At 51.1% G+C, this 22253-nt stretch carries 20 protein-coding genes; 10 read left to right on the top strand and 10 right to left on the bottom strand.

What is annotated here, in order from left to right; translation table 11 throughout:
* Positions 1-14: 14 nt before the first annotated feature.
* From E6Q52_RS08200 to rfaP, 9 genes are all read left to right on the top strand, one after another.
* The gene (locus E6Q52_RS08200) at positions 15-824 is read left to right on the top strand and encodes a glycosyltransferase (RefSeq protein WP_292820951.1); all 810 of its coding nucleotides are present in this window, start codon (positions 15-17) and stop codon (positions 822-824) included.
* On the top strand, positions 821-1696 hold the full coding sequence (locus tag E6Q52_RS08195; RefSeq protein ID WP_292820950.1) for a 2OG-Fe(II) oxygenase: 876 nt from the start codon (positions 821-823) through the stop codon (positions 1694-1696). The genes E6Q52_RS08200 and E6Q52_RS08195 overlap by 4 nt, the downstream gene beginning before the upstream one ends.
* Positions 1696-3162: a lipopolysaccharide kinase InaA family protein gene (locus E6Q52_RS08190; RefSeq protein WP_292820949.1), complete on the top strand. Its 1467-nt coding sequence runs from the start codon at positions 1696-1698 to the stop codon at positions 3160-3162. Before E6Q52_RS08195 ends, E6Q52_RS08190 begins: the two co-directional genes overlap by 1 nt.
* 55 nt (positions 3163-3217) lie before the next feature.
* Entirely contained in the window at positions 3218-4939 is a 1722-nt protein-coding gene (locus E6Q52_RS08185) for a carbamoyltransferase (RefSeq protein WP_292820948.1), read from the top strand.
* 256 nt (positions 4940-5195) lie between these two features.
* Positions 5196-7010, top strand: coding sequence for a phosphogluconate dehydratase (gene edd, locus E6Q52_RS08180; RefSeq protein ID WP_292820947.1), 1815 nt, complete (start codon positions 5196-5198; stop codon positions 7008-7010).
* A gap of 155 nt (positions 7011-7165) precedes the next feature.
* Positions 7166-7795, top strand: coding sequence for a bifunctional 4-hydroxy-2-oxoglutarate aldolase/2-dehydro-3-deoxy-phosphogluconate aldolase (gene eda, locus E6Q52_RS08175; protein WP_292820946.1), 630 nt, complete (start codon positions 7166-7168; stop codon positions 7793-7795).
* Between the two features lie 70 nt (positions 7796-7865).
* Entirely contained in the window at positions 7866-8546 is a 681-nt protein-coding gene (locus E6Q52_RS08170; protein ID WP_292820945.1) for an HAD family hydrolase, read from the top strand.
* Positions 8547-8579: 33 nt separating this feature from the next.
* Positions 8580-10454: a sulfatase-like hydrolase/transferase gene (locus tag E6Q52_RS08165; RefSeq protein WP_292820943.1), complete on the top strand. Its 1875-nt coding sequence runs from the start codon at positions 8580-8582 to the stop codon at positions 10452-10454.
* Between the two features lie 5 nt (positions 10455-10459).
* Positions 10460-11293 carry a lipopolysaccharide core heptose(I) kinase RfaP gene (gene rfaP, locus E6Q52_RS08160; protein WP_292820941.1) on the top strand — a complete coding sequence of 278 codons (834 nt, stop codon included), beginning with the start codon at positions 10460-10462 and terminating at the stop codon, positions 11291-11293.
* Positions 11294-11317: 24 nt separating this feature from the next.
* On the opposite strand, the gene E6Q52_RS08155 is transcribed toward rfaP, so the two are convergent.
* The 10 genes from E6Q52_RS08155 to hrcA all read right to left on the bottom strand — a co-directional run bounded on the left by E6Q52_RS08155 (position 11318) and on the right by hrcA (position 21274).
* Positions 11318-11980: a CMP-N-acetylneuraminic acid synthetase gene (locus E6Q52_RS08155; protein ID WP_292820940.1), complete on the bottom strand. Its 663-nt coding sequence runs from the start codon at positions 11978-11980 to the stop codon at positions 11318-11320.
* Positions 11981-11986: 6 nt separating this feature from the next.
* Complete coding sequence (locus E6Q52_RS08150) at positions 11987-12898, bottom strand: 6-hydroxymethylpterin diphosphokinase MptE-like protein (RefSeq protein ID WP_292820938.1); 912 nt, start codon at positions 12896-12898, stop codon at positions 11987-11989.
* 102 nt (positions 12899-13000) lie between these two features.
* Complete coding sequence (locus tag E6Q52_RS08145; RefSeq protein WP_292820935.1) at positions 13001-14578, bottom strand: hypothetical protein; 1578 nt, start codon at positions 14576-14578, stop codon at positions 13001-13003.
* Between the two features lie 2 nt (positions 14579-14580).
* Complete coding sequence (gene waaF, locus E6Q52_RS08140; protein ID WP_292820933.1) at positions 14581-15603, bottom strand: lipopolysaccharide heptosyltransferase II; 1023 nt, start codon at positions 15601-15603, stop codon at positions 14581-14583.
* Positions 15600-17057 carry a bifunctional D-glycero-beta-D-manno-heptose-7-phosphate kinase/D-glycero-beta-D-manno-heptose 1-phosphate adenylyltransferase HldE gene (gene hldE, locus E6Q52_RS08135; RefSeq protein WP_292820931.1) on the bottom strand — a complete coding sequence of 486 codons (1458 nt, stop codon included), beginning with the start codon at positions 17055-17057 and terminating at the stop codon, positions 15600-15602. The genes waaF and hldE overlap by 4 nt, the downstream gene beginning before the upstream one ends.
* Positions 17057-17617 (bottom strand): SIS domain-containing protein, encoded by a 561-nt coding sequence (locus E6Q52_RS08130; RefSeq protein ID WP_292820929.1) that lies wholly within the window; start codon positions 17615-17617, stop codon positions 17057-17059. The genes hldE and E6Q52_RS08130 overlap by 1 nt, the downstream gene beginning before the upstream one ends.
* Positions 17618-17641: 24 nt before the next feature.
* The gene (rfaD, locus tag E6Q52_RS08125; RefSeq protein ID WP_292820927.1) at positions 17642-18631 is read right to left on the bottom strand and encodes an ADP-glyceromanno-heptose 6-epimerase; all 990 of its coding nucleotides are present in this window, start codon (positions 18629-18631) and stop codon (positions 17642-17644) included.
* A gap of 81 nt (positions 18632-18712) precedes the next feature.
* Positions 18713-19819 carry a ferrochelatase gene (gene hemH / locus E6Q52_RS08120; protein ID WP_292820925.1) on the bottom strand — a complete coding sequence of 369 codons (1107 nt, stop codon included), beginning with the start codon at positions 19817-19819 and terminating at the stop codon, positions 18713-18715.
* Positions 19820-19905: 86 nt separating this feature from the next.
* Positions 19906-20139: a glycine zipper 2TM domain-containing protein gene (locus tag E6Q52_RS08115; RefSeq protein ID WP_292820923.1), complete on the bottom strand. Its 234-nt coding sequence runs from the start codon at positions 20137-20139 to the stop codon at positions 19906-19908.
* A 118-nt stretch (positions 20140-20257) separates the two neighbouring features.
* A complete protein-coding gene (gene hrcA / locus E6Q52_RS08110) occupies positions 20258-21274 on the bottom strand; it encodes a heat-inducible transcriptional repressor HrcA (protein ID WP_292820921.1) in 1017 nt (338 codons plus the stop codon).
* A gap of 103 nt (positions 21275-21377) precedes the next feature.
* On the opposite strand from hrcA, the gene E6Q52_RS08105 reads away from it, so the two are divergent.
* The gene (locus E6Q52_RS08105) at positions 21378-22247 is read left to right on the top strand and encodes an NAD(+) kinase (protein ID WP_292820919.1); all 870 of its coding nucleotides are present in this window, start codon (positions 21378-21380) and stop codon (positions 22245-22247) included.
* Positions 22248-22253: the final 6 nt, after the last annotated feature.

Genomic DNA, 22253 nt, shown 5'->3' with positions numbered 1-22253 from the left:
GGATAACCCTGTTTATGACACATACCTTACCAAGATTTAGTATCGGGCTGGTGAATTACAAAACGCTGGATTTGACCCGTACCTGCTTGAATTTTATCAAAAGCCACTTGGAGAGCGGGGCGTTGGATGCCAACGCGGTGGAGGTCTGGGTGGTCGATAATGATTCTGCTGATGACAGCACTGAGTATTTGCGTAGCCTAGACTGGATACATTTAATCGAACGCCCGTCGCCTGGGAAAGAGCAGGGCTTTGCCGCGCATGGAGAAGGCCTGGATTTGATCCTGGCGGCGATCAAGACCGATTACCTGTTTTTGATGCACACAGACACCTTTATTTACGAGCCACAGATTTTTATTGAGTGTTTGCAACGTATGCAGCGCCAGCCCAATATTGCGGCGATTGGCTGTTTGCATCAGCTCAACCGCGGGCATGTGCGTTTGTTCTGGCGTGCGTTTACCGGCTTTTTTAAATACCACAGCCGCCGTCTCAAGCAGCAACTCGGCCTGCCTGCACGCCAGGCGCGGCCTTATATCGAGCCCTATATCAAGAGCTTTTTTGCCTTGTGGAACGTTGGCCTGATGAAAAAGCTGGGCTATCGTTTTTATATGGAGCAGCAAATTCCCGGTTATGTGTTGCAAGACAAGCTGGCGGCTCAAGGCTATGTGATTGAGCGCATGTCTCCTGCCAGGTTGTTCCGCTATCTTGACCATGTGGAGGCCGGCACTGTTGGCCTGGTCAGTGGCTACACAGCACAAAACCGCCGTTTGCAGCGCAAACAGGCCATGCTTAAACAATTACAGTCACAGCAGGAAACGACGAAATGACGATGTCTGATGGGGTATTACCAATTGAAATGGCGCATGGCTTTGCGTTGGATGCGCGCCAGGCTAAGGATATAGGCAGTTTGCTGGCAGAGGATTATGCGCAGGCACAGCCTTTTCCGCACGCGGTGATCGACAATATTTTCCCGACGGCGTTTACGCAGTTGTTGCTGGATCATTTTCCGCAAGACCCCAAAGCGCATGACAAAGTGTATGAAAAGGGCTATGGCGGCACGCACAAGCGGCAGATTTCACCGTATGACTGTGACGAAACCCTGCGTGCGGCGTTTGCCTTGTTTAACTCGGCACCGATGTTGCAGTTTATTGAGGCGTTAACAGGCATGAAAGGGCTGTTACCAGACCCGTATTTTGCTGGCGGCGGCTTGCATGAAACCTCGGCCGGTGGCTTGCTCGGCATTCATGCCGACTTTCAGGTGAATGAAGGCTTACAGCTCTACCGCCGGGTGAATATGCTGGTGTATTTAAACCATGACTGGTTGCCGGAGTATGGCGGCAATCTCGAGCTATGGGACAGGCAAATGCAGGCCAAGCAGCAAACGGTGGCGCCGCTATTTAACCGCTGCGTGATTTTTAATACCGATGCCGACAGCTTCCATGGTCATCCTGACCCATTAACCACGCCAGAAGGCGTGACACGCCGCTCGATTGCGCTGTATTACTATCAAGCCTTACCCATCCCTAACGAGCAGGGTGATTCGCGGCATACTTTGTATGTGGCGAGGCCGCATGACGATGCAGCGACCAAATCGCAAGTGAAAAAAATGATGAAAAAACGCGATAAACGGGCGAAAAAGTTATTTTCAGGCCAAGACAACTGGCTGCAACAGCTGACGCAGTGGTGGAAGTCCCGCTAATGGTGGCAATGCATGACGCGACTATCGCGCCAGCCCAGTGTGAGGTTGTAGATCGCGCGACAGGCGCGATTGTCCTGTCTGACCAGACAGCGTTGACCGGCTTGGCTGCGGCGCGAGTATTGCCGCAGCGACGTTGGGTATTTCGTGCGCAATGGTCTGGCCAGGCCGTGTTCGCCAAGGTGTTTCTCGGTGCGCAGGCAGAAAAATATGCCGCGCGTGATGCGCAAGGCGTGCATTGGCTGACGCAGGCCGGTTTGGCAACGCCAACCTTGTTATGGCAAGGCGCGTCTGCAGACCGACGTGCCAGGGTATTGATCTACGTGGCGATTGCGCCTGCCGATAATGCGGATGTGTTGTATCAATCGTTGCCATCTGCGCAAGGGTTGGCGTTGCTCAAGCAGCTGGTGCAAACGTTGGCGGCACAACATGCTGCCGGGCTGATACAAACCGATTTGCATCTGAAGAATTTTTTGGTGGCGGATGGTCAGGTGTGGTCGCTGGATGGCGATGGTATTCAGCAAGCGCGCTTGAGCAAGCGTCAGGCGTATCGGCAACTGGCTGAGTTGATTTCAAAAATACAGGTGCTGGACCAGCATGCCTGGGTGGCGTCATTACTAGCTGCGTATGATGCGGCACGCGGCTGGCAAGCTACTTTGCTGCCTGCGACATTATTGGCCTGGGCCAAGCAAATGAAAGCGCAAGAGGTTGAGCGCTATGTCACGCGTAAGATTTTCCGCACTTGTAGTGATGTGACCTGGCAACAGACCGGGCAAAGCGCGCAGGCCGTGAGTAGCGCAGGCGGATTGCACATGACCGACTTGCCCGCGCTGGAAGTGGCCATGCATGTTGGTGTGGTGCTCAAGCCCGGCAATACTTGCACGGTGGTGCATACGCATTTGCAAGACCAGTCTGTGGTCATCAAGCGTTATAACATCAAAGACTGGTTGCATGGCGTAAGCCGTGCCTGGCGCCCTAGCCGGGCTGCCGCCTCGTGGCGCAATGCGCATCGCTTGCAGTATTACGGCATGCTGACGCCGCAGCCGTTGTTGATGTATGAGCAGCGCTATTGTGGCATGCGCGGGCGTGCTTATTTCGTCTCTGCTTATAGCCCATGGCCAGATGCGCTGACTTTTTTTCAGCAGTGCACAGATAACACTCAGCGTGAGCAGGTGATCCACCAGTTGGTAACGCTTTGCTACCAATGGTATTTGCTCAAGGTGTCCCATGGCGATATGAAAGCCAGCAATCTGCAAGTCACAGATCAGGGCAAAATTGTGGTGATTGATTTAGATAGCATGCAGCAACATCGCCGCACGCAAATCGCGCTGCGCGCGCATGCGAAAGATATCCGCCGCCTGCTGCAAAATTGGCAAGCCGATACTTCCCTGTATAATGCGCTGATAAAGTCGTTTAGCCTGATTTATCAGGACCATACGCCACTCAGACTTGCGGGCATTGCCCTATGACTGGCGTGCATCTCTCTTTTAATTATTTCCATTTGATCATTACGCGAGTTTCTGCATGATTGTTTTAGGTTTATCCGGTGCCTTGGGGCATGACGCTTCTGCTGCCATTCTGGTGGACGGCAAGATTATTGCTGCGGCAGAAGAAGAGCGTTTCATTCGCGACAAGCACGCCAAAAATCACTGGCCTTACGAAGCTGCCAAATTCTGTATGAAACAGGCAGGCATTACGCCGGACCAGGTCGAAGTGGTAGCGTTCCCTTATGGCGAAATCCCACTCACCTCGGCTGCGCGCTGGCATTATGCCAAGCGTTACTGGTACGCCCCTGATCGCGCGTTAGATGCGATTTTTAACGGTAACCGCCGCTTTCGTCGCAATCGCGATAAATCACTCAAACTGATGGCAGACCTTGGCTTGACCAACGCCAAGTATGTGCCGGTAGAGCACCATCTGGCCCATGCTTCCAGCGCTTATCACCTTAGTGGGTTTAAAGAAAAAACAGCCATTGTCGGTATTGATGGTAAAGGCGAGTATGCCACCACCTTTTTTGGTTATGGTGAAAACGGCAAGATTCACAAAATAAAAGAATTCTATGACCCGGATTCATTGGGTGGCCTGTATGGCGCCATCACTGAATACCTGGGGTTCGAGATGCTGGATGGCGAATTTAAAGTCATGGGCATGGCACCATATGGCGACCCGAAAAAATATGATTTAAGTCGCCTGGCCAAGTTTGAAAACGGCGAACTCATCATTAACACTGACTATGTGAATGTGGTCGGTTTGCGTCGTTATAAAGAAAACGGTAAAGGCTATTACTTTACGCCTAAACTGATTGAATGGTTGGGCCCCAAGCGTGAAGGTGACGAAATTGACGACCCTTATATTCATTACGCCGCCAGCATACAGCAGCTACTGGAAGACATTGCGCTGCAAATGATTGAATATTACCTGGGCGATATTCTTCGCGAGACCGGCAAGATTGTGATGGCGGGTGGGGTGGCGCTCAATGTGAAGCTTAACCAGCGCATTATTGCCTTGCCGCACGTGAAAGAATTATTTGTGCAGCCTGCCTCCGGCGATAACGGGACCAGCTTGGGCGCCGCGACCTATGCCGCGCATCTGGCAGGTGAAACCATCCATAAAATGGAGCACGCTTACCTCGGCCCTGCATATACCAACGAGGAGTGTATCGCGGCTTGTGAAGCACATCCGGCCAAGCCGATTTTCACCCGTGTTGAAGATGGCCCACGCAAAGCGGCAGAGTTGCTGGCAGCGGGCAATCCCTTGGCCTGGTTTCAGGGCCGCATGGAGTTTGGTCCACGCTCTCTGGGTTGCCGCAGCATTCTGGGTGATCCGAGTTTCCCTGGCGTGGCTGACCGCATCAATGCGCAGATTAAATACCGTGAGCGCTGGCGGCCGTTTTGTCCCAGCATGCTGGATCGCGTGGCGGTGGATATTCTGCAAACCGAGCATCCGGCCCCTTATATGACGTTTACCTTTGACGTGAATCCGGCCTGGAAGGCGCGTATTCCGGAAGTGGTGCACGAAGACGGCACGGCGCGCGCGCAAGTGGTGACCAAAGAGACCAATCCACGCTATTACGCGCTGATTGAGCATCTGGAGCAGTTACGCGGCAATGGCGTGGTGTTGAATACTTCGCTGAATCGTCGTGGCGAGCCCATGATTTGCAGTCCAACCGATGCCTTGAATATGTTTTATGGTTGTGATCTCGAGTATTTGATGCTGGAAGATATTCTGGTGACCAAATCCGCCTGAACGCTGGCTTGAGGCAAGGGCCTCAAGCGAGTGCTAGCAAACGGTTTATATTGTTTTAAGTCATTGAATCGTCTAAAAAAACCATCAAACTTGGTAATTCAGTTTGACGTGATGCACCAGTTTGGCGATAATCGTAGCTAGGGAACCTGTTTGGATTCATATATATTACGACCCTAAACTGTGACTAAATAGCAAGTTCAAAGCAGTTCACCAGGATAGTTCATCAGGTAGTTAAAACACAGTTGAGCGATAGTCAATGAAACAATCTCACATTGAAGTAACAGAACGCATCATCGAGCGCAGCCGCCCGACACGTAAGGCATATTTGCAGCGTATTGATGATTACCTGAACCGCGAAAAAGGCCCGGATCGTCTGGGCTGTGCCAACGTGGCGCACGCATTTGCGGCCATGCCAGCAAACGACAAGTTCAAGATTTATGCCGAAAAGCCAACCCATGTGGGTATTGTCACGGCGTATAACGAGATGCTGTCAGCGCATCAGCCTTACGTTAACTATCCGGATATTATTCGTGATGAGGCGCGTAAATTAGGTGCGACCGTGCAGGTTGCTGGCGGTGTGCCAGCCATGTGTGATGGCATCACGCAAGGCGAGCCAGGCATGGAACTCAGCCTGTTTAGCCGCGACACCATTGCCATGAGTACGGCAGTCGCCTTGTCTCATGATGTATTTGATGCTGCTTTGTTGTTAGGCGTCTGTGACAAAATTGTGCCGGGCTTGTTGATCGGTGCCTTGCATTTTGGCCACTTGCCTTGCGTGTTCGTGCCAGCAGGCCCGATGAGCACTGGTATTGATAACACTTCAAAATCCAAAGTGCGCGAAAAATATGCGCAAGGCCTGTGTGACCGTGAAGAATTGCTGGCGAGTGAGTCTGCGGCTTATCACGGTGCAGGCACCTGTACCTTCTATGGTACGGCCAACAGTAACCAGATGTTGCTGGAAGCCATGGGCTTGCATGTGCCTGGTGCGGCGTTTATCCATCCCCATGATGGCATGCGTGAAGATTTAACGCGTGAAGCGGTGCGCCTGGTAGTGCAAAACGCTAAAAAAGAAAAATTTGTGCCGATTGGCCGTCTGGTTGACGAGCATGTCATTGTGAATGCCATGGTGGCGTTGCTGGCGACCGGCGGTTCAACCAACCACCTGATTCACTGGGTAGCGGTGGCGCGTGCCGCGGGCATTATCATTGACTGGACCGACTTCCACTATCTGGCTAAGGCAACGCCTTTGCTGGCTAGCGTTTACCCGAATGGTAAAGCCGATGTCAACGAATTTCAGACCGCTGGCGGCCCTGGTTTCGTGATTCGCGAGCTGATCGAAGGCGGTTATATGTATCCGGATGTGTTCACCGTGAGCGGTGGTGGCATGCGTGACTACGGTAAAAAACCAGAAAAAACAGCAGACAAACTGGTATGGACGGATTACCCGGCGGAGAGTGGCGATGAAACCATCGTGCGTACTGCGGCACATCCGTTTAACGAGTCTGGCGGTTTGCGTTTGCTTAAAGGTAATTTAGGTCGCAGCGTGATCAAGATTTCTGCGGTGCCAGAAGACCGTCACATCATTGAAGCCCCTGCGATTGTGTTTGATGCGCAAGAAGAGTTGCTGGCAGCTTTTGACCGTGGCGAGCTCGAAAGAGACTTTATTGCTGTGGTGCGCTTCCAGGGTCCAAAAGCCAATGGCATGCCGGAGTTGCATAAACTGACACCGCCACTGGCTGTGCTGCAAAACAAAGGTTTCCGTGTCGCGATTGTGACTGATGGCCGCATGAGTGGCGCTTCTGGCAAGATTCCAGCGGCGATTCACCTGAGCCCTGAAGCCAGTGCCGGCGGTGCCATTTCCAAAATCCGCAATGGCGACATTATTCGCCTCAACGGCACAGTAGGCCAGTTGAACGTATTGGTAGATGAAGACACCTGGGCTGAGCGTGAAGCTGAAGAGCTGAGCGATGCCAAGCGTCATCACAATGCACATGGCATGGGCCGCGAGCTGTTTGGTGGCATGCGCAGGAATGTGCTGTCGGCCGAAGAAGGCGCGGTTACCTGGTTGTAAATTAAAAGTGCGTCGCAAGACGTTGTTGCAGATCGCTTGCCGTACTATTCGTACTGTCTGCGCTCCTGCGCCTAGTCTTGCTTAGCACTTTTAATTCACAGTGAAGCCAAGCGATTAGAAAACAATTTTTTATTTTTTAGGTCAATATTCATAACATGAGCACATTAGAGTTAGCTAATCATGGCCCGGTCATTCCGGTGATTGTCATCAACAAAGTGGAAGATGCCGTGCCAATGGCAGAAGCCTTGCTTGAAGGTGGCGTTAAGGTGCTGGAGGTGACATTGCGCTCACCAGTTGCCTTGCAAGCCATGGAACAAATTGCCAAGCACGTACCTGATGCGATTTTGGGTTCAGGCACTGTGCGTAACCTCAAAGATGCGCAAGCGTCTAAAGATGTCGGTTGCCAGTTTGCGGTAAGCCCAGGCTATACCACTGAGTTAGGTCAGTTTGCGCGTAAAATTGGTTTGCCATTGCTGCCAGGCGTGTCTACCGGTTCTGAAATCATGATGGCGAATGCCGATGACTACTATTTCCTCAAGCTGTTCCCGGCCGTGGCTGTGGGTGGCATTAATCTGCTCAAAGGCTTTGCTGGCCCGTTTGCAGACGTGAAATTCTGTCCGACAGGTGGCGTGAGTGTAGAAAGCGCACCTAACTTCCTGGCGTTGCCTAACGTGGTTGTGTGTGGTGGTACCTGGTTAACGCCATCTGATGCCGTTGAACGTAAAGACTGGGCACACATCACCAAGCTGGCAAAAGAAGCTTCAGCGATTGTGGCGGCTAAATAAGCAAACCGCTGACACAAATCGACTATAATGAAGGCTTGTAGCAATACAAGCCTTTTTTATTAGCCAGCCTATGTCCCAGCTTCCAGACCTTTCCATTTATAAAACCATCGTTTTGGATTGCGATGGTGTCGTCCTCAACAGTAACCAGACCAAAGTCGATGCTTATTACAATACCGCCAAACGCATGGGCGGTAGCGATGCGCAAGCGCAAGCCTTTGTCGATTACCACATTAAACTAGGCAGCATTCCGCGTAATGACAAAATCCGTTATTACATCACCGAGATCATTAAGCAGCCACTGACGCCAGAATTATTTCAGGCTTTTATGGAGACGTTTACCGAGATTCTGGACGAAACCTTAATGCAGTGCGAGGTTGCCCCGGCGTTAATGGATTTAAAGCAAAAGACGTCACAAGCCAAGTGGATGCTGATGTCGGGTGGCGATCAGGAAGAGCTGCGGCAGATTTTTCCTCGCCGTCATCTCGATCATTTGTTTGAACTCGGTATCTATGGCGGCCCGACCAAAAAGAACGAACACCTGGCCAGCCTGATTGCCGACGGCAGCATCCAGTTCCCAGCCTTGTTTATTGGCGATAGCCGCTTTGACCATCAGGCTTCGACCGGGGCCGGATTAGACTTTATTTTTGTCGCCGACTGGACAGATATGCCGGATTGGAAAGCTTACTGTCAGGCACATCAAGTCACAGTATGTCATCATCTCGAATTGCGCCCACACGAGGCGTTTGTTTAATGTTGTCCTGTTGACGCAATGAGAGTTTAGGCAATGAAACCATCCAATCATGCCGTTTTTCGGCTTTTTTTGTTACTCACCACCTTGCATATGTTATGGGTGACCTGGGGATTTCTGTCTGAAGGGGTTGCGGCTGCTACCAGTCTGTCGTGGTTTTTTCACCTGTCTGCCTGGGGATTTTATGCATTTCTCTACAGCCTGATCGCCATATTGCCTGCGTGGCTGGCGAGCATATTGCTCAGGGCTTATCCGCGATTGCTGGCTGCGCTGGCCATTGTGCTGAGCACCGCTGGGCTCATGTTTATCAAATCGGATCTGATGATTTATGATTTGTATCGTTTCCACTTTAATGGCTTCATCTGGAACCTGATGACGACCAAAGGTGGCCTGGCTTCGCTAGGCACCAGCGGCGGCACTTACCTGTCGATTGCTGGCTCAGTGTTGTTCGTGACTTTCATTCAAACAGTATTCTGGTTAATCAGCCTGCGCCATGCGCAATTCAGGCTTGCCAAATTATCTGCGCAGGCTATCTGGATACTGGCCCCGATATTATTTGTGGTTCAAGCGCTGATTTATGGCATTAGTGATGTAAAAAATATTGGTGCAGTGTTAGATACTGCCGAGGTGTATCCGTTTTATCAGCAGGTACTGATGCGCTCATTGGCAGCACGCTATGGCATGGATATTGAAAGACGCCATAATCATCGCTTGTCCGTGGATACCGCGAGGCTGCATTACCCGGTGCAAGCCATCAACTACAAAACGGTAGATCATCCGCCCAATATTGTCATCTTTGCTGCGGAATCGCTGCGCTGGGACCGGTTAACGCCACAAATTATGCCTCACAGTTGGCAGCTTGGTCAGCAGGGCAGCTTATTCACACAACATTACTCCAGTGGCAATGGCACCCGCGAAGGGCTGTTTGGCATGTTTTATGGCTTGTATGGCTCTTATTGGGCGAGCTTTCTGCACGCGCAACAGTCGCCTTTGCTGATGGATAGATTACAGTCTCTTGGCTATCAGTTTGATTTACGCACCAGTGCAAAATTCTCTTATCCTGAATTTAATAAAACGTTATTTGCCAAGTTTTCGTTGGCAGACTTGCATGAAGCGGATGAAAGCATGAATCCGTGGCGTCGGGATGAGTGGAATGCAAGCCAGCAGATCGCTTTTCTCAAACAGCGAGACCGTCGCAAACCCTTTATGAGTTTCTTCTTTTTTGAATCTACGCATGCTCGATATGATTTCCCGGAGCAGGCCGTCGTCGCTTCACCGTATCTGGGTGATGTCAATTATTGGGGAATGTCTCGTGCCTCTCTGCAGCCAAGAATAGGCGAGTTCAAAAATCGCTACTCGAATGCTGCACACTGGATAGACATGCAAATTGGACGTGTACTGGACGAGTTGCGTAGCCAGGGTTTGCTGGAAAACACCATTGTCATTATCACTGGCGACCATGGCGAAGAGTTTCTTGAAAAAGGTAACTGGGGGCATAACTCCACGTTTGTTGAAGAGCAAACGCATGTGCCTATGGTGATGTGGATGCCTGGTCGCATACCTTCTGAGATTGATCATGTCAGCAGTCACCTGGATATCTCACCGACCCTGTTGCAGGCGCTGGGCGCCCCTGCTGATGCCAATGGCTACTCATTAGGGCGCAACCTTTATGATACGCAACCGCGAGACTTTATTGTCGTCAGCGATTGGCGCACCATTGGGGTGTTGACCAACGACATGAAATATCGCATTGCCTATCAGCAAAACGGGATGAAGCATTATGTGCCTACCGGGCGCAACGATGAGGCTTTAGACGCCGAGCAGCAGGCTGCCCTGACAGCGAAGCATCAGCCGCAACTGCTACAGGCAATTAAAAATTGCTCACGCTTCTTGGCCAACCTTAAAAATTGATTGCCGTGAAAAAAACGCTTAATTTTGCAACGGATCATGAACTGCCTCCGGATATTCTGGCGCGGGATGATTTGTTTGAGTACCTGATGCATATTGATGGGCAGGTATTTCGTGCCGTTGCGACTCGACAGACGCTCAAAGTGAAGTTCGGACAGCGCTACTATTTTATCAAGCGGCATAACGGTGTTGGCTGGCTGGAGATCTTTAAAAACTGGATGTCTTTTAAACGTCCAGTTGTCAGTGCGCGCAATGAGGTTGTTGCTATTCAAGCACTGACAGATTTAAATATTCCGACCACGCCTTATGTTGCAGACGGCGTACAAGGCTGTGTACCAGCGAACCTGCGTTCTTTTGTCATGACTGAAGATCTCGGAGATATCGTCACGCTGGAGGACCTGGCGTTGCTCTGGCAGACACAGCCGCCGAGGCTGCAGTACAAACGTGCGCTGATCCGACAGGTCGCTGAGGTCGCCGGCAGGCTACATGCACACGGCATTTATCACCGCGATTTTTATATTTGCCATTTTTGCTTCAAACGTGAGGAAATGGCGCAGGTCCCACCTGCGTTATATGTGCTTGATCTGCATCGGGTTGAAATACACACGCCCCCTTCAGCGCGCATGCAAATCAAAGACATGGCAGCTTTATATTTTTCGGCGATGGATGTCGGACTGAGTCGAGGCGACTGGTTGACGTTTTTAAAATATTACTATTCGGCTTGGCCGCACTGCGATTGGCGTGTGGAGCGTAATAGTTCAGTGTGGCAGCAGGTATTTGCCAGAGCAGATAAGTTATATATCAAATATCAGCGCAAAATAAGCAATGGCGTCGTCATGTAAACGCTAGCCACTGCTGGCTAGCGTTTAAATCGTGCCGTGCAGCTTGGTGTAAATCATCCCCGCCAGTTCAAAGTCTTCGTGGTAATCAATATCGACCACCATATGGTTGGTTTCAAACAGGTATGGATTCACGCCAATATGGTAGTGAAAGCGGTTGACGGTTTCACGTTTGAGAATGAACAGGCTCCACAGCACAGAATACAGTTTTGGCAGGTCTTGCGATACTTTGTGCCAATAACCAAACCCGTAATTGACCGGGTTGCCTTTGGCGTCCAGCAAATGGCCTTTAAATGGTTTCACTGCAACCAGTGAGTCATGCTCATCACGCACCGTCTTCCAAGCCTCAAGCGCCTCTTTAAACTGATTAAATAGCGGCGAGGTAACCTGTATCCACATAATGTCATCATCACCAGGCAAGGGATCCGTCAAGGCTTTGACCAAATCAGGCTGATAGATTTTGTTGCCAGTCAGTGCATTATCGCGTTGCATGAAATGAAAACCATATTTATCACACAAGGGTTTCACCAGTTCGACACTTTCAGACGACACATAGACATTTTCCGGTGATTCAAAGGTGAGAATTTGTTTGGCTTTAATGTCAAACAATGAATCATCCTGATAAAACGGACGGATGTTTTTGTGCGGGATGCGGGTTGAGCAGGTTTGCAGTGGGATGATAATTTTCATAGTGGGTCATTTCAAAGAGGACGTTTGATCTTCTATTTGTTGCAAAGCCTCGGCAAAAGTGATTTTTGGAATAATCTGTGCTGGTAAGGCGCTTTTTAAAGACAGATTATATAACTTAACACCTTTTTTATCACTGGCTTCTCTGGCCAATTCAAAACAACCTCGGATATGAGGCTCGTAATAGCGTAAAAAATCAGGGGCAGGGTTGTTTTTATCCGCATAAAAATGCGCTTTGCCAGTGCCGCCTAAGTCCATGCCTACGATATAAATCGCGCGATAGCCCAAGCCGAAAGCCAGTTGTACCGCCCAGGTGGCAACCGTTTTGCCTGCGAAAACACCTTTTTGCAAGTTGTGGCTAAAACCAATCGCCCGGCAATATGGCAGTAGGTCAGCGGCCAATGTGATTTCTGGATCCTGCTGAAACTGCTGCAGGCATTGCTTAATACTCCATCGCGCAACGCCATATTTTCTAGTGGCGGATTCAATCAAGTAAATATTGCCTTGCTGCAATAATGTGGGCGCGCGCTCAGCAATAATACTTAAACCCTCAAAACTGAAAAAACAGTTTGCACCTGACTGGATGGCGGCAGTGACACATTCCCATTGCCGCTCAAATACGCGATGGTCGACAATAATCGTGTGTGTCGGCGTCAGTCTGTGATCGACAAATTTCTTGATGGCACAATTGAGGCTGATGGTGGGGAATGTCGCGATTTTGTGCAGATCAGCCTCGGCAAGGGAAGGGCCAGAAGCCACGATCCAGCAAGGGCCGTCCATGGTTTTACTCAGGGTATGCGCAAATGGAATGCTAGCTAGCACTTGCTGTTGCCATAAGACCGTGCAGTGCGTCTCACCGCGGATCAGGTCAAAGTCCGGGTGACAGTTGTACTGGTGTTTGAACTGTGACCCTAAACGCATGCGGCGCAACCCCGCACGCCACTTTTTAGAAAGTTTGCCGATCAGAGACATGAGTGCCTGCACCCCAAATAGATACGCTTAGTTTTTATCAGTGTTTTTATATTATTTTTCAGTGATGGCCGGAGCCACAGCACTGGCAGCATTTTTCTTATCAGACTTGATAAAGATATAGGCTTTGGATTTTTTGCGCCAGCCGTAGAGTGTTTTCGTTAACACAAAGTGGTGGCTGTTCAGCAATTGTGTCGCATACGTCTCATAGTCAGGACTGTCATGGTGAGGGCTGATGACATAAATATCATAGGCATCGATTTGACCGTTCGCTTCCGTTTGTTTAAGCCGTTTATAGCCATCTATGCGATTGAGAAATGGCTTTTTGGCATAAAACCTAGCGTTTTCGGTGTCATAAAACACGCGCGAGTCAGCTGCACTGATCTTTTTAACCGCATTCACCGCATCGCGGTCCAAATCAATTGCCCGATGGTCCCACACATTGCTAAGTACCATCAGTGCCATGATCAGCATCCATAAGCGGATCACCCAACGTGGCCAGCACCGCTCAAAATGGCTGATGGCAAAGGCGGCCATGCATAGCATGACAATTCCGCTGGCAATCACGTAGCGGCTGGATAAGACAAAAGTGTTCAGAATAATGACCGTGCTAACCACCAAGCCAGTGGTGAGTGTGAGCGCCATCAGTCTTTGCATGTGAATGTTGATGCTGCCCCACCATGCGCGTTTGGGCCAGGCGAGTAATATCAATGTTGGGTAGCCCGCAACTTTGACTGTCTTGAGCAGAATGATCAATAGTAACGCGCTCCACAAGCTAATCCTTGCATAGTCATCCAGTAAGTTACCCAAGACTTGTTGACCAAGGATGTCTGCTTTTTGATCAATAAAATCTAAGCGGTGAGTAAACAACTGCGTCAGTTGAGAGCTGACCTCTTGTAGCCTGCCCAATTGTTGAGGCTTGACCACGCCTGATACGATGGCCATGATCAGAATAATGATCACAGCAATTGCCAGCACGTTAGCCATCAGCCATCGGCTGATTTTTTTGCGCCAGCCGGTTGCCGGGGCAATCAAGCTTAAGAGTGGAATCGCGACGAGATAAGCGACAACTTCAATTCTAAACAGCGTAGCTACGACCATGCAGGCTTGAAATGCAAGTGCCTGTTTGAGTTGATGTGACTCCGCGTATCGGCACCAATACACTAATCCCCAGGTGTAAGCCGCCCAGAATCCTTCATCCCGCAGTAGCATGCCCAGAATATCACCGACGAGATAGGTGGTGGAGAACAACAACCATACACCCCAATGCAGGGTGCGCTGCTTGGCCCCGGCGACCAGCAATAACTGCTGGAAACCTGCGACAAACACCACAAAACAGGCTGCGTTAAGGCACTGGGCCGCTGTTTGGATTTCTAGCCCACTGAGCGTATGAATAATCGCCAATAACCCTGCATACAATGGCCATGAAAATAATTGAAAAGCGGCTGACCATTCTTTAGCTGCCAGCAGTCTGGCTTGCTCGAAATATAACAAGGAGTCATTGTTCACCCAACCGTGCTGGTTAGCCATCACTTTTATCGCGATCAGCAGCGCTAGCAACAAATATAACCAGCGCCAGGTACTGAGGCTGATCGACTGGCGATGCGCAAAAAAGGGCAGTCTGGCAAACATGGCTAGTGACTTCCGCTGTGGTTGGGGAACAGCTGCATAATGATTTTTTCCGCGTGCATTTGTCGTAAGCAGTTCAAATGCCCCAGCGGGCAGACACGTTCAAAGCATGGGCTACATTCCAGTCCCAGATATTCCACCACCGCTTGCGGATGCATGGGTGGGGTATGTTTGGGATCAGATGAGCCGTAAATGGCAATGAGTTTTTTGTCGAGTGCCGCGGCCACGTGCATGAGGCCGGAGTCGTTGCTGATGATGGCGTGGCACAGTGACATTAAATCAATCGCTTCACCGAGTTTGGTGCGGCCAGCCAGGTCTACGCAGCGTTGCTGCGTCAGTTGTTGGATATTGGCGGTGACTGGCTGATCTTTTTCTGAGCCAAATAACCAGACTTGCCAGCCCAGCTGCAAGGCGTGATTAGCCACCTCTGCATAGTATTCAGCGGGCCAGCGTTTGGCTTCGCCATATTCTGCGCCTGGGCACAGGCCGAGTACTGGCTGTTTTGTATCGGGGATGTTGAGTTTGGCTAACAGGGTGTTTGCATGCGTGGGGTCCGCCAGCAAGGCCGGTTGCGGTAATGAGTCAGGTAGCACGGTATTCTTGGGTAAGCCAAGCGCAACAAAGCGCTCGACTGTTTTTTTGAGCACGCTTTTATCTAGCGTGCGCATATCATTGACTAGGCCATAACGCATTTCGCCTTTAAAACCGGTACGCACAGGAATCTTAGCCGCCCATGGCAAAATCGCAGATTTTAGACTGTTGGTGAGTAAAATTGCCTGGCTAAAGCCTTGTTTGGCCAGTTCACGTCCCAGTTTAAAACGCTCACCTAATGCAAGGTCACCATGTTTAAACGGCAGGGCAATTGCGTGTGAGACTTCTGGCATTCTTTCTAGTAAGGGCAAGGTCCAGGCTGGTGCTGCGACTGTGATCTGGCAATCAGGCTGCTCGATTTTGAGTTGCTTAAACAGGCTCTGCGCCAACACCATGTCGCCCACCCACGACGGGCCCATCACCAGAATCTTGTTCATGCGTGCAATTTTTTAATCAGGTTAGTGGTGCTGCGGCCTTCAACCAGGTCAATCAGGGCAATTTCACCGCCCCATGACAAGACTTCATTGCCGCCAACCACCTGGTCAGCGGTATAGTCGCTGCCTTTGGCAATGACATTTGGTTGAATGGCATTGATCAGGCTCAGAGGCGTGTCCTCATCGAACAAAATAACCGCATCGACGGACTCCAGCGCAGCCAACACTCGAGCACGGTCTTTTTCATTCACCACCGGGCGCGTCGGGCCTTTGAGTGCTGAGACTGAACGATCGGTATTCAAGCCTAAAATCAGCTTGTCGCCGCGTTTTTTTGCGCCTTCGAGATAGGTCACATGCCCGGCATGCAGCAGGTCAAAGCAGCCATTGGTAAACACAATTCTTTGGCCCTGTTGTTTCCAGTTGGCGACTTTGTGCAACAACTCTGGCAACTCACTCACTTTATGTGCTTGCTCACTGCCCTGGGCGGTGGCAATCGCATCGATCAGGTCGGCTTTGGTAATAGGCACTGTGCCCACTTTGCCCACGACCACACCAGCCGCGATATTGGCCAGTGACAGGCTATCTAGCGCGCTCAAACCATGCATGAGACCTGCAGCGAGGGTCGCAATCACGGTGTCGCCTGCGCCTGACACATCAAACACCTGCTTGGCGGTGGCACTTAAGTGCTCCGTCTGTTCTGTGATCAGCGTAATGCCTTCTTCACCACGGGTGACCGCAAGAAAATCCAGCGCCAGGCTGGCTTTGAGTGTACGTGCCTTGTCGATTAATGCCGGATCATTGGTGTGCGTATCGCAAGCTTCCGCGGTCTCTTTTTTATTAGGTGTCAGAGCCGTTGCGCCACGGTATTTGTCGTAGTTGCGTCCTTTAGGGTCAACGAGCACCGGAATCCCGTGTTGGCGTCCATAGCTAATCACTTGTTGGCATACTTGTTCTGTGAGCAGGCCTTTGGCATAGTCAGACAAGATAATCAGCGCAGGTTGCTGTTGCAGCGCAGAGCCGATGGCTTGCGTGACTTGTTCTGCTTCACTGGCGGATAACGCGGCTGTGATTTCCTGATCCAGCCGCAGCATTTGCTGGTGCCCGCCGAGAATGCGGGTTTTGGCGATGGTTGGGCGCGTCGCGGTGGTCAGCATGGCTTGTGTATCAATGCCATAGTCTGATATTGCCGCCATTAAACGCTGGCCTTCATGATCGTTGCCAATCAAACCGATCATGCGCGTGTGTATGCCTAGTAATGCGAGGTTGGCTGCCACATTGGCTGCACCGCCTGCACGCTGTTGTTCTGATTTAATCAGCACCACAGGCACCGGCGCTTCAGGCGAAATGCGGTTCACTTCGCCCATCAGGTAGCGGTCCAGCATCACATCGCCGATCACCAGCGCGTGTTGTGGGTGCTCGCCAAAATGGGCAACCAGGTTTGCAATGCTAGGATTCATCAGGATTCCAGAATTTCACACAGGCAATGGCCGATAAAGATATGCGCTTCCTGGATGCGCGCCGTGACGCTGGAAGGCACCACGATATTGTGTGTGCAAAGCGTATTCATTTTGCCGCCGCTACCGCCGGTTAAACCAATGGTCGTTGCGCCGATTTCATTGGCCGTTTCAATCGCACGCACCACGTTGGCACTGTTGCCGCTGGTGGTGAGGCCAATCAAGACGTCTTCCGGGCGGCACAAGGCTTCTACCTGGCGGGCAAAAATATAGTCATAGCCATAATCATTGCCCACCGAGGTGAGGATAGACGTGTCCGTAGTCAGTGCGATTGACGGCAAGCCTTTGCGCTCTTTTTTAAAACGGCCGACGATTTCAGCCGCAATATGCTGGCTATCGGCCGCGCTGCCGCCGTTGCCGCACAGCAACACCTTGCCACCGCGCTGAATGCAATCACGAAGCAGGTTGCCAACGTCGCTAATCATCGGGAACAACGGCTCCAGCGCTTGGAACATCGCCACATGCGCGGCGTGCTCGCCTTTGAGGTATTCAATATGGTTCATATCGCTCACAATTCCTGAAGCCTCTTATGCGTAAGGGTCATCCTGCAGCAAGTAGTTCTGCACGTAGTCCTTTACGCCTTCTTCCAGTGTGGTAAATGGTTTTTTATAACCGGCCTGGCGCAGCTTTTGCATTTCAGCTTGGGTGAAATACTGATACTTACCCTGCAAGTCTTGCGGCATGTCGATATAAGTAATATTCGGCTCGCGCGTCATGCTGGTCATCACATTGGTCGCCAGGTCTTTAAAACTACGTGCCTGGCCAGTACCAATATTGTAAATGGCGCTGGCAACTGGTTTGTTTTTAAGCGCTGCCTCTAAAAAAAAGCCCATCACATCCGCCACGTCTTTCACATAGACAAAGTCACGCAGTTGCATGCCGTCTTCGACACCAGTCTTGGTGCCTTTAAACAGGCGCATGGTGCCGGTTTCTTTAAATTGGTTAAACGTGTGATAAGCCACGCTGGCCATGCGCTCTTTGTGATATTCATTTGGCCCGTAGACATTAAAAAACTTGAAGCCAGCCCACGCCGGTGGCGTGGCCTGTTTTTGCGTGACTTGCTGTAACACCCACTGGTCAAAAAAGTGTTTTGAGTAGCCATAGCCATTCAATGGGCGCAGGTTCTCAATGCTAGCATCGTCATAGCCTTGCTCACCACCGCCATAAGTCGCGGCAGAGCTGGCGTAAAAAAACGGCACCTCATACTCGGCACACCACGACCACAAGTCCTGCGAATAATGCATATTATCCGCCACCAGCTTGTTAAAATCGCGCTCAGTGGTCGCGCTGATGGCCCCCATATGAATCACCGCGGTGATATCGTCGTTGTCTTCCAGAAAATCGAACAGCTGATCTTTGTCCAGGTACTCAGCATAGTGCCTGTGTACCAGATTCTGCCACTGGCTTTCATGCGTGATGCGGTCAACAATCACCAGGTCCTGCCGACCCAGTTTGTTGTTCAAATGCCAGGCCATGATAGAACCAATCATGCCTGCGCCACCGGTGATAACGATCATAAGGAAACGATAAAAACGTTAAAAGGCGATTATAACGCGTAATCGGCGCGGGCTGGCACTGGAATCAAGATGAGCCCAGCGTTACTTTTCAGAACCCATCTCCAGTGCGCGCTGCTTGCTTCTTTGCGCCTCAGCTTCAGCCTTCACTGCATCAAAGTTATCACTCACCCACCCCTGCAAATGCTCCAGCGCAATATCGCGCATCGCTTCAATCCAAACTGCCTCGCTATTCAGCGCTGGGATATAGCGATAATCCCCGCCGCCCACAGACTGGAATAAGTGTTTGCCTTCCATGGCGATTTCTTCCAGGGTTTCCAGGCAGTCGCTGCTAAAACCTGGGCAGACCACGTCTATGCGATTGAGTCGTTGTTTGCCTAAGGCGTCCAACGTATTGGCGAGGTAAGGCTGTAGCCATTCCTGGCGGCCAAAGCGGGATTGGAAGGCTATCTGGTATTGTTCTTTAGTTAGGCCTAAGGCCTCGGCCAACAGGCGACCGGTTTTATGGCATTCGCAGTGGTAAGGGTCGCCTTTGAGCAGATGAAATTTAGGGACGCCATGAAAGCTCATGACCAGTTTTTCGGGTTTGCCGTTCAGTTTCCAGTAGGCCTGAATATGGCTGGCAAGTGCTTGAATATAGAGTGGGTGGTCGTGATAATGCTTGATAGTGCGAATGGCGGGCACGTTGCGCATTTTAAGTAACGCGCGCCACACCGCGTCTAGCGCGGCGGCGGTGCTGCTGGCGGCATATTGCGGATACAGCGGGAACACCAGAATGCGGTCACAGCCTTGTGCTTTGAGTAACTCTATGGCACTTTGCATGCTGGGGTTGCCGTAGGTCATGCCTAGCTCGACGGCAAAGGGCGAGTTGATTTTTTGTGACAGATAGCCTTGCAGCAACTTCTTCTGTTGCTGAGCATAGACCATCAATGGCGAGCCTTGGTCTGTCCAGACACTGGCGTATTTTTCGGCTGATTTTTTCGGGCGAAATACCAGAATGATGCAGTGCAAGATCCAGCACCAGATAAAGCGCGGAATTTCAACGACACGCCTGTCCATCAGAAACTGTTGCAGATAAGGCCTGAGGGCCTTTGCCGTTGGGGCTTCAGGCGTCCCCAGGTTGGCTAACAGAATCCCCACTTTTGCTTGGCTGCCGTGGGTGTAAGCAGGCTCTGGTTTGTAATAGCTCATACAGGCATTTTAAGCGAATAAAAGCCCATATGACGTTTGCCGGTTAAAAAAGTGCCGTGCGCCTACTCATAGGCGCACGCTAAGCATTATTTTTTGTTGATCTGGTTACCAATGACACCACCGATCGCTGCACCGCCGACCGTACCAATCGCGCTACCACCCGTTAACACGGCACCACCAACGGCACCAATACCCGCACCTAAGGCAGTGCTTTTACCACGTGTGCTCATGGAGCCGCAGGCAGTAGTGCTCAGGCACAATACCAAGAGCGCAGACCAGATAAAAGATTTTTGCAAAGTTGTTTGATTAACGCGGTTCATATTGATCTCTCCACATTGAATAAATTGTAGGTTTATTGTAAGCAGGCGGCGAGTTGTGCTGTAGCAGCGTTAAGCTGATAGTGCTGTCAGAACCCTCTGACAGAGATAAAGGTGTGATTTACTGATTGGATAATGCATTCGACAGCAGTTTGGCCGTGACGTCGACAATCGGGATAATCCGCTCATACGCCATGCGTGTCGGGCCAATCACGCCTAAGGTGCCGACCACCTGGCCGTCCACTTCATAGGGCGAGGTGACCAGGCTGCATTCATCCAGCGGCAGGTAGCCACTCTCGCCACCGATAAAAATCTGTACGCCATCCGCGCGCTGGCTATGGTCCAGTAATTGCATCAGGGCCGTGCGGCGTTCAAAAATCTCAAACAGTTTGCGCAGGCTGCCGACGTTGGTCGAGAGTTCATCGACTTGCAGTAGATTGCGTTCGCCAGCAATCACCACCGTTTCCTGCTCAGAGGATTCTGGCTGGCTGGCGGCTTCGAGGGCGGCAGACATCAGACGGTTAATATCGACCTGCATCTGCTGTAGTTCTTGTTTGAGCTTGGCCTGCACTTCTTCTAGGGATAAACCCTGGCAATGGCTATTAAAGTAATTGCTGGCGGCGGTGAGTTCGCTGGCGCTAAAGGCTTTGTCGGTGAGTAAAATGCGGTTTTGCACCTGGCCGTCTTCTGTGACTAAAATGACCAGGATTTTTTTGTCATTTAAATGCAGAAACTCCAGGTGTTTCAAGATATTTCGCGTGCGTTTGGGAATCATCACCAATCCAGCAAACTGCGTCAGTTGCGACAGCATGTCTGCCGCACTGTTGATTAACGCTTGCGGGTTGGGCGACGTCAGGCCGGTTTTTAGTTGCGTCACTGCGCGCTGATCCAGTGGCTGTACGGTCATCAGCGAGTCTACAAACAAGCGATAGCCTTTTTTGGTTGGCACGCGGCCGGATGAGGTGTGCGGGCTGGTGATAAAGCCTAATTGCTCGAGGTCGCTCATGACGTTGCGGATCGTTGCCGGACTGACATCCAGGCCCGAATGCTGGAGCAGGGTACGTGAGCCTATGGGCTGACCTTCGCTGATGTAATGTTCCACCAGTGTTTTAAGCAAAATTTGCGCGCGTTTATCCACTTTTAACCACCTTGTTGCCGACTATTAAATTTTGCACCATTTACGCTCAGGATAACAGTCCCTTGTGCTTTTCAGTTGTAGGCTTCTATGCTTTAATGCGGCCATGCAATCTACATTCCGTTCCGTCGCCATTGTTGGAAAATACATGGACGCCACCGCGTTGCAGCACATGCAAAGTGATTTGACCCGTTTGGCACATCATTTGTTGTCACATGGTTTGCATGTGTGCGTTGAAGAACGCACGGCACAGTTTGTAGATGACGAAGGCTTTGAACTGGCGAGCCTGGATGATATCGGCACCAAGGCTGACCTGGTGATTGTCATGGGCGGCGATGGCACCATGCTGAGTGTGGGCCGTGCCTTACGGGATACCGGCGTGCCGCTGGTGGGTATTAACCGTGGCCGCCTGGGCTTTTTAACCGATTTGCAAACCGACCAGATGCTGGTTGAGATTGATAAGATCTTGCAGGGTGAACACCAACTCGAATCGCGCATGTTGCTGCAATCGGCGGTGACGCGGGCAGGGCAGGTCATTGAGCAGACGGTGGCTTTGAACGATGTGGTGATTAAAAGCGCCTTTCGCCTGATTGAGTTGGAGGTGCATGTGGATGGGCAGTTTGTCTCGCGACAGCGCTCTGACGGCTTGATTCTCGCCACGCCCACCGGCACGACTGCTTATGGCTTATCTGCCGGTGGCCCGATTATGCACCCGGATCTGGAAGCGATTTCCATTGTGCCAATTAGTCCGCATACCTTGAGCTACCGGCCGATTACGGTGCCTGCTTGCAGCGTGATTGAGGTCATTATCGTGAATGCAGCCGATGCCCAGATCAGTTACGATGGCCAGGGGCAATATCCGCTGGCTGTCGGCGACCATGTGCGCATTGAGCGTGCGCCACAGCAAATTCAACTGGTGCATCCACAAGATTATTGCTATTTTGATATGTTGCGTAACAAATTAAACTGGGGCTAAACAGGC

The sequence above is a fragment of the Methylophilus sp. genome (assembly GCF_008015755.1).
In the GTDB taxonomy this organism is placed as follows: Bacteria; Pseudomonadota; Gammaproteobacteria; order Burkholderiales; family Methylophilaceae; genus Methylophilus.
This window is presented reverse-complemented; position numbering and strand designations above follow the sequence as displayed.

Excerpts from the sequence above, each read along its gene's own strand:
- E6Q52_RS08200 (WP_292820951.1), top strand. The coding sequence starts at position 15 with ATGACACATACCTTACCAAGATTTAGTATCGGGCTGGTGAATTACAAA.
- E6Q52_RS08195 (WP_292820950.1), top strand. The coding sequence starts at position 821 with ATGACGATGTCTGATGGGGTATTACCAATTGAAATGGCGCATGGCTTT.
- E6Q52_RS08190 (WP_292820949.1), top strand. The coding sequence starts at position 1,696 with ATGGTGGCAATGCATGACGCGACTATCGCGCCAGCCCAGTGTGAGGTT.
- E6Q52_RS08185 (WP_292820948.1), top strand. The coding sequence starts at position 3,218 with ATGATTGTTTTAGGTTTATCCGGTGCCTTGGGGCATGACGCTTCTGCT.
- edd (WP_292820947.1), top strand. The coding sequence starts at position 5,196 with ATGAAACAATCTCACATTGAAGTAACAGAACGCATCATCGAGCGCAGC.
- eda (WP_292820946.1), top strand. The coding sequence starts at position 7,166 with ATGAGCACATTAGAGTTAGCTAATCATGGCCCGGTCATTCCGGTGATT.
- E6Q52_RS08170 (WP_292820945.1), top strand. The coding sequence starts at position 7,866 with ATGTCCCAGCTTCCAGACCTTTCCATTTATAAAACCATCGTTTTGGAT.
- E6Q52_RS08165 (WP_292820943.1), top strand. The coding sequence starts at position 8,580 with ATGAAACCATCCAATCATGCCGTTTTTCGGCTTTTTTTGTTACTCACC.
- E6Q52_RS08155 (WP_292820940.1), bottom strand. The coding sequence starts at position 11,980 with ATGAAAATTATCATCCCACTGCAAACCTGCTCAACCCGCATCCCGCAC.
- E6Q52_RS08150 (WP_292820938.1), bottom strand. The coding sequence starts at position 12,898 with ATGCGTTTAGGGTCACAGTTCAAACACCAGTACAACTGTCACCCGGAC.
- E6Q52_RS08145 (WP_292820935.1), bottom strand. The coding sequence starts at position 14,578 with ATGTTTGCCAGACTGCCCTTTTTTGCGCATCGCCAGTCGATCAGCCTC.
- waaF (WP_292820933.1), bottom strand. The coding sequence starts at position 15,603 with ATGAACAAGATTCTGGTGATGGGCCCGTCGTGGGTGGGCGACATGGTG.
- hldE (WP_292820931.1), bottom strand. The coding sequence starts at position 17,057 with ATGAATCCTAGCATTGCAAACCTGGTTGCCCATTTTGGCGAGCACCCA.
- E6Q52_RS08130 (WP_292820929.1), bottom strand. The coding sequence starts at position 17,617 with ATGAACCATATTGAATACCTCAAAGGCGAGCACGCCGCGCATGTGGCG.
- rfaD (WP_292820927.1), bottom strand. The coding sequence starts at position 18,631 with ATGATCGTTATCACCGGTGGCGCAGGCATGATTGGTTCTATCATGGCC.
- hemH (WP_292820925.1), bottom strand. The coding sequence starts at position 19,819 with ATGAGCTATTACAAACCAGAGCCTGCTTACACCCACGGCAGCCAAGCA.
- E6Q52_RS08115 (WP_292820923.1), bottom strand. The coding sequence starts at position 20,139 with ATGAACCGCGTTAATCAAACAACTTTGCAAAAATCTTTTATCTGGTCT.
- E6Q52_RS08105 (WP_292820919.1), top strand. The coding sequence starts at position 21,378 with ATGCAATCTACATTCCGTTCCGTCGCCATTGTTGGAAAATACATGGAC.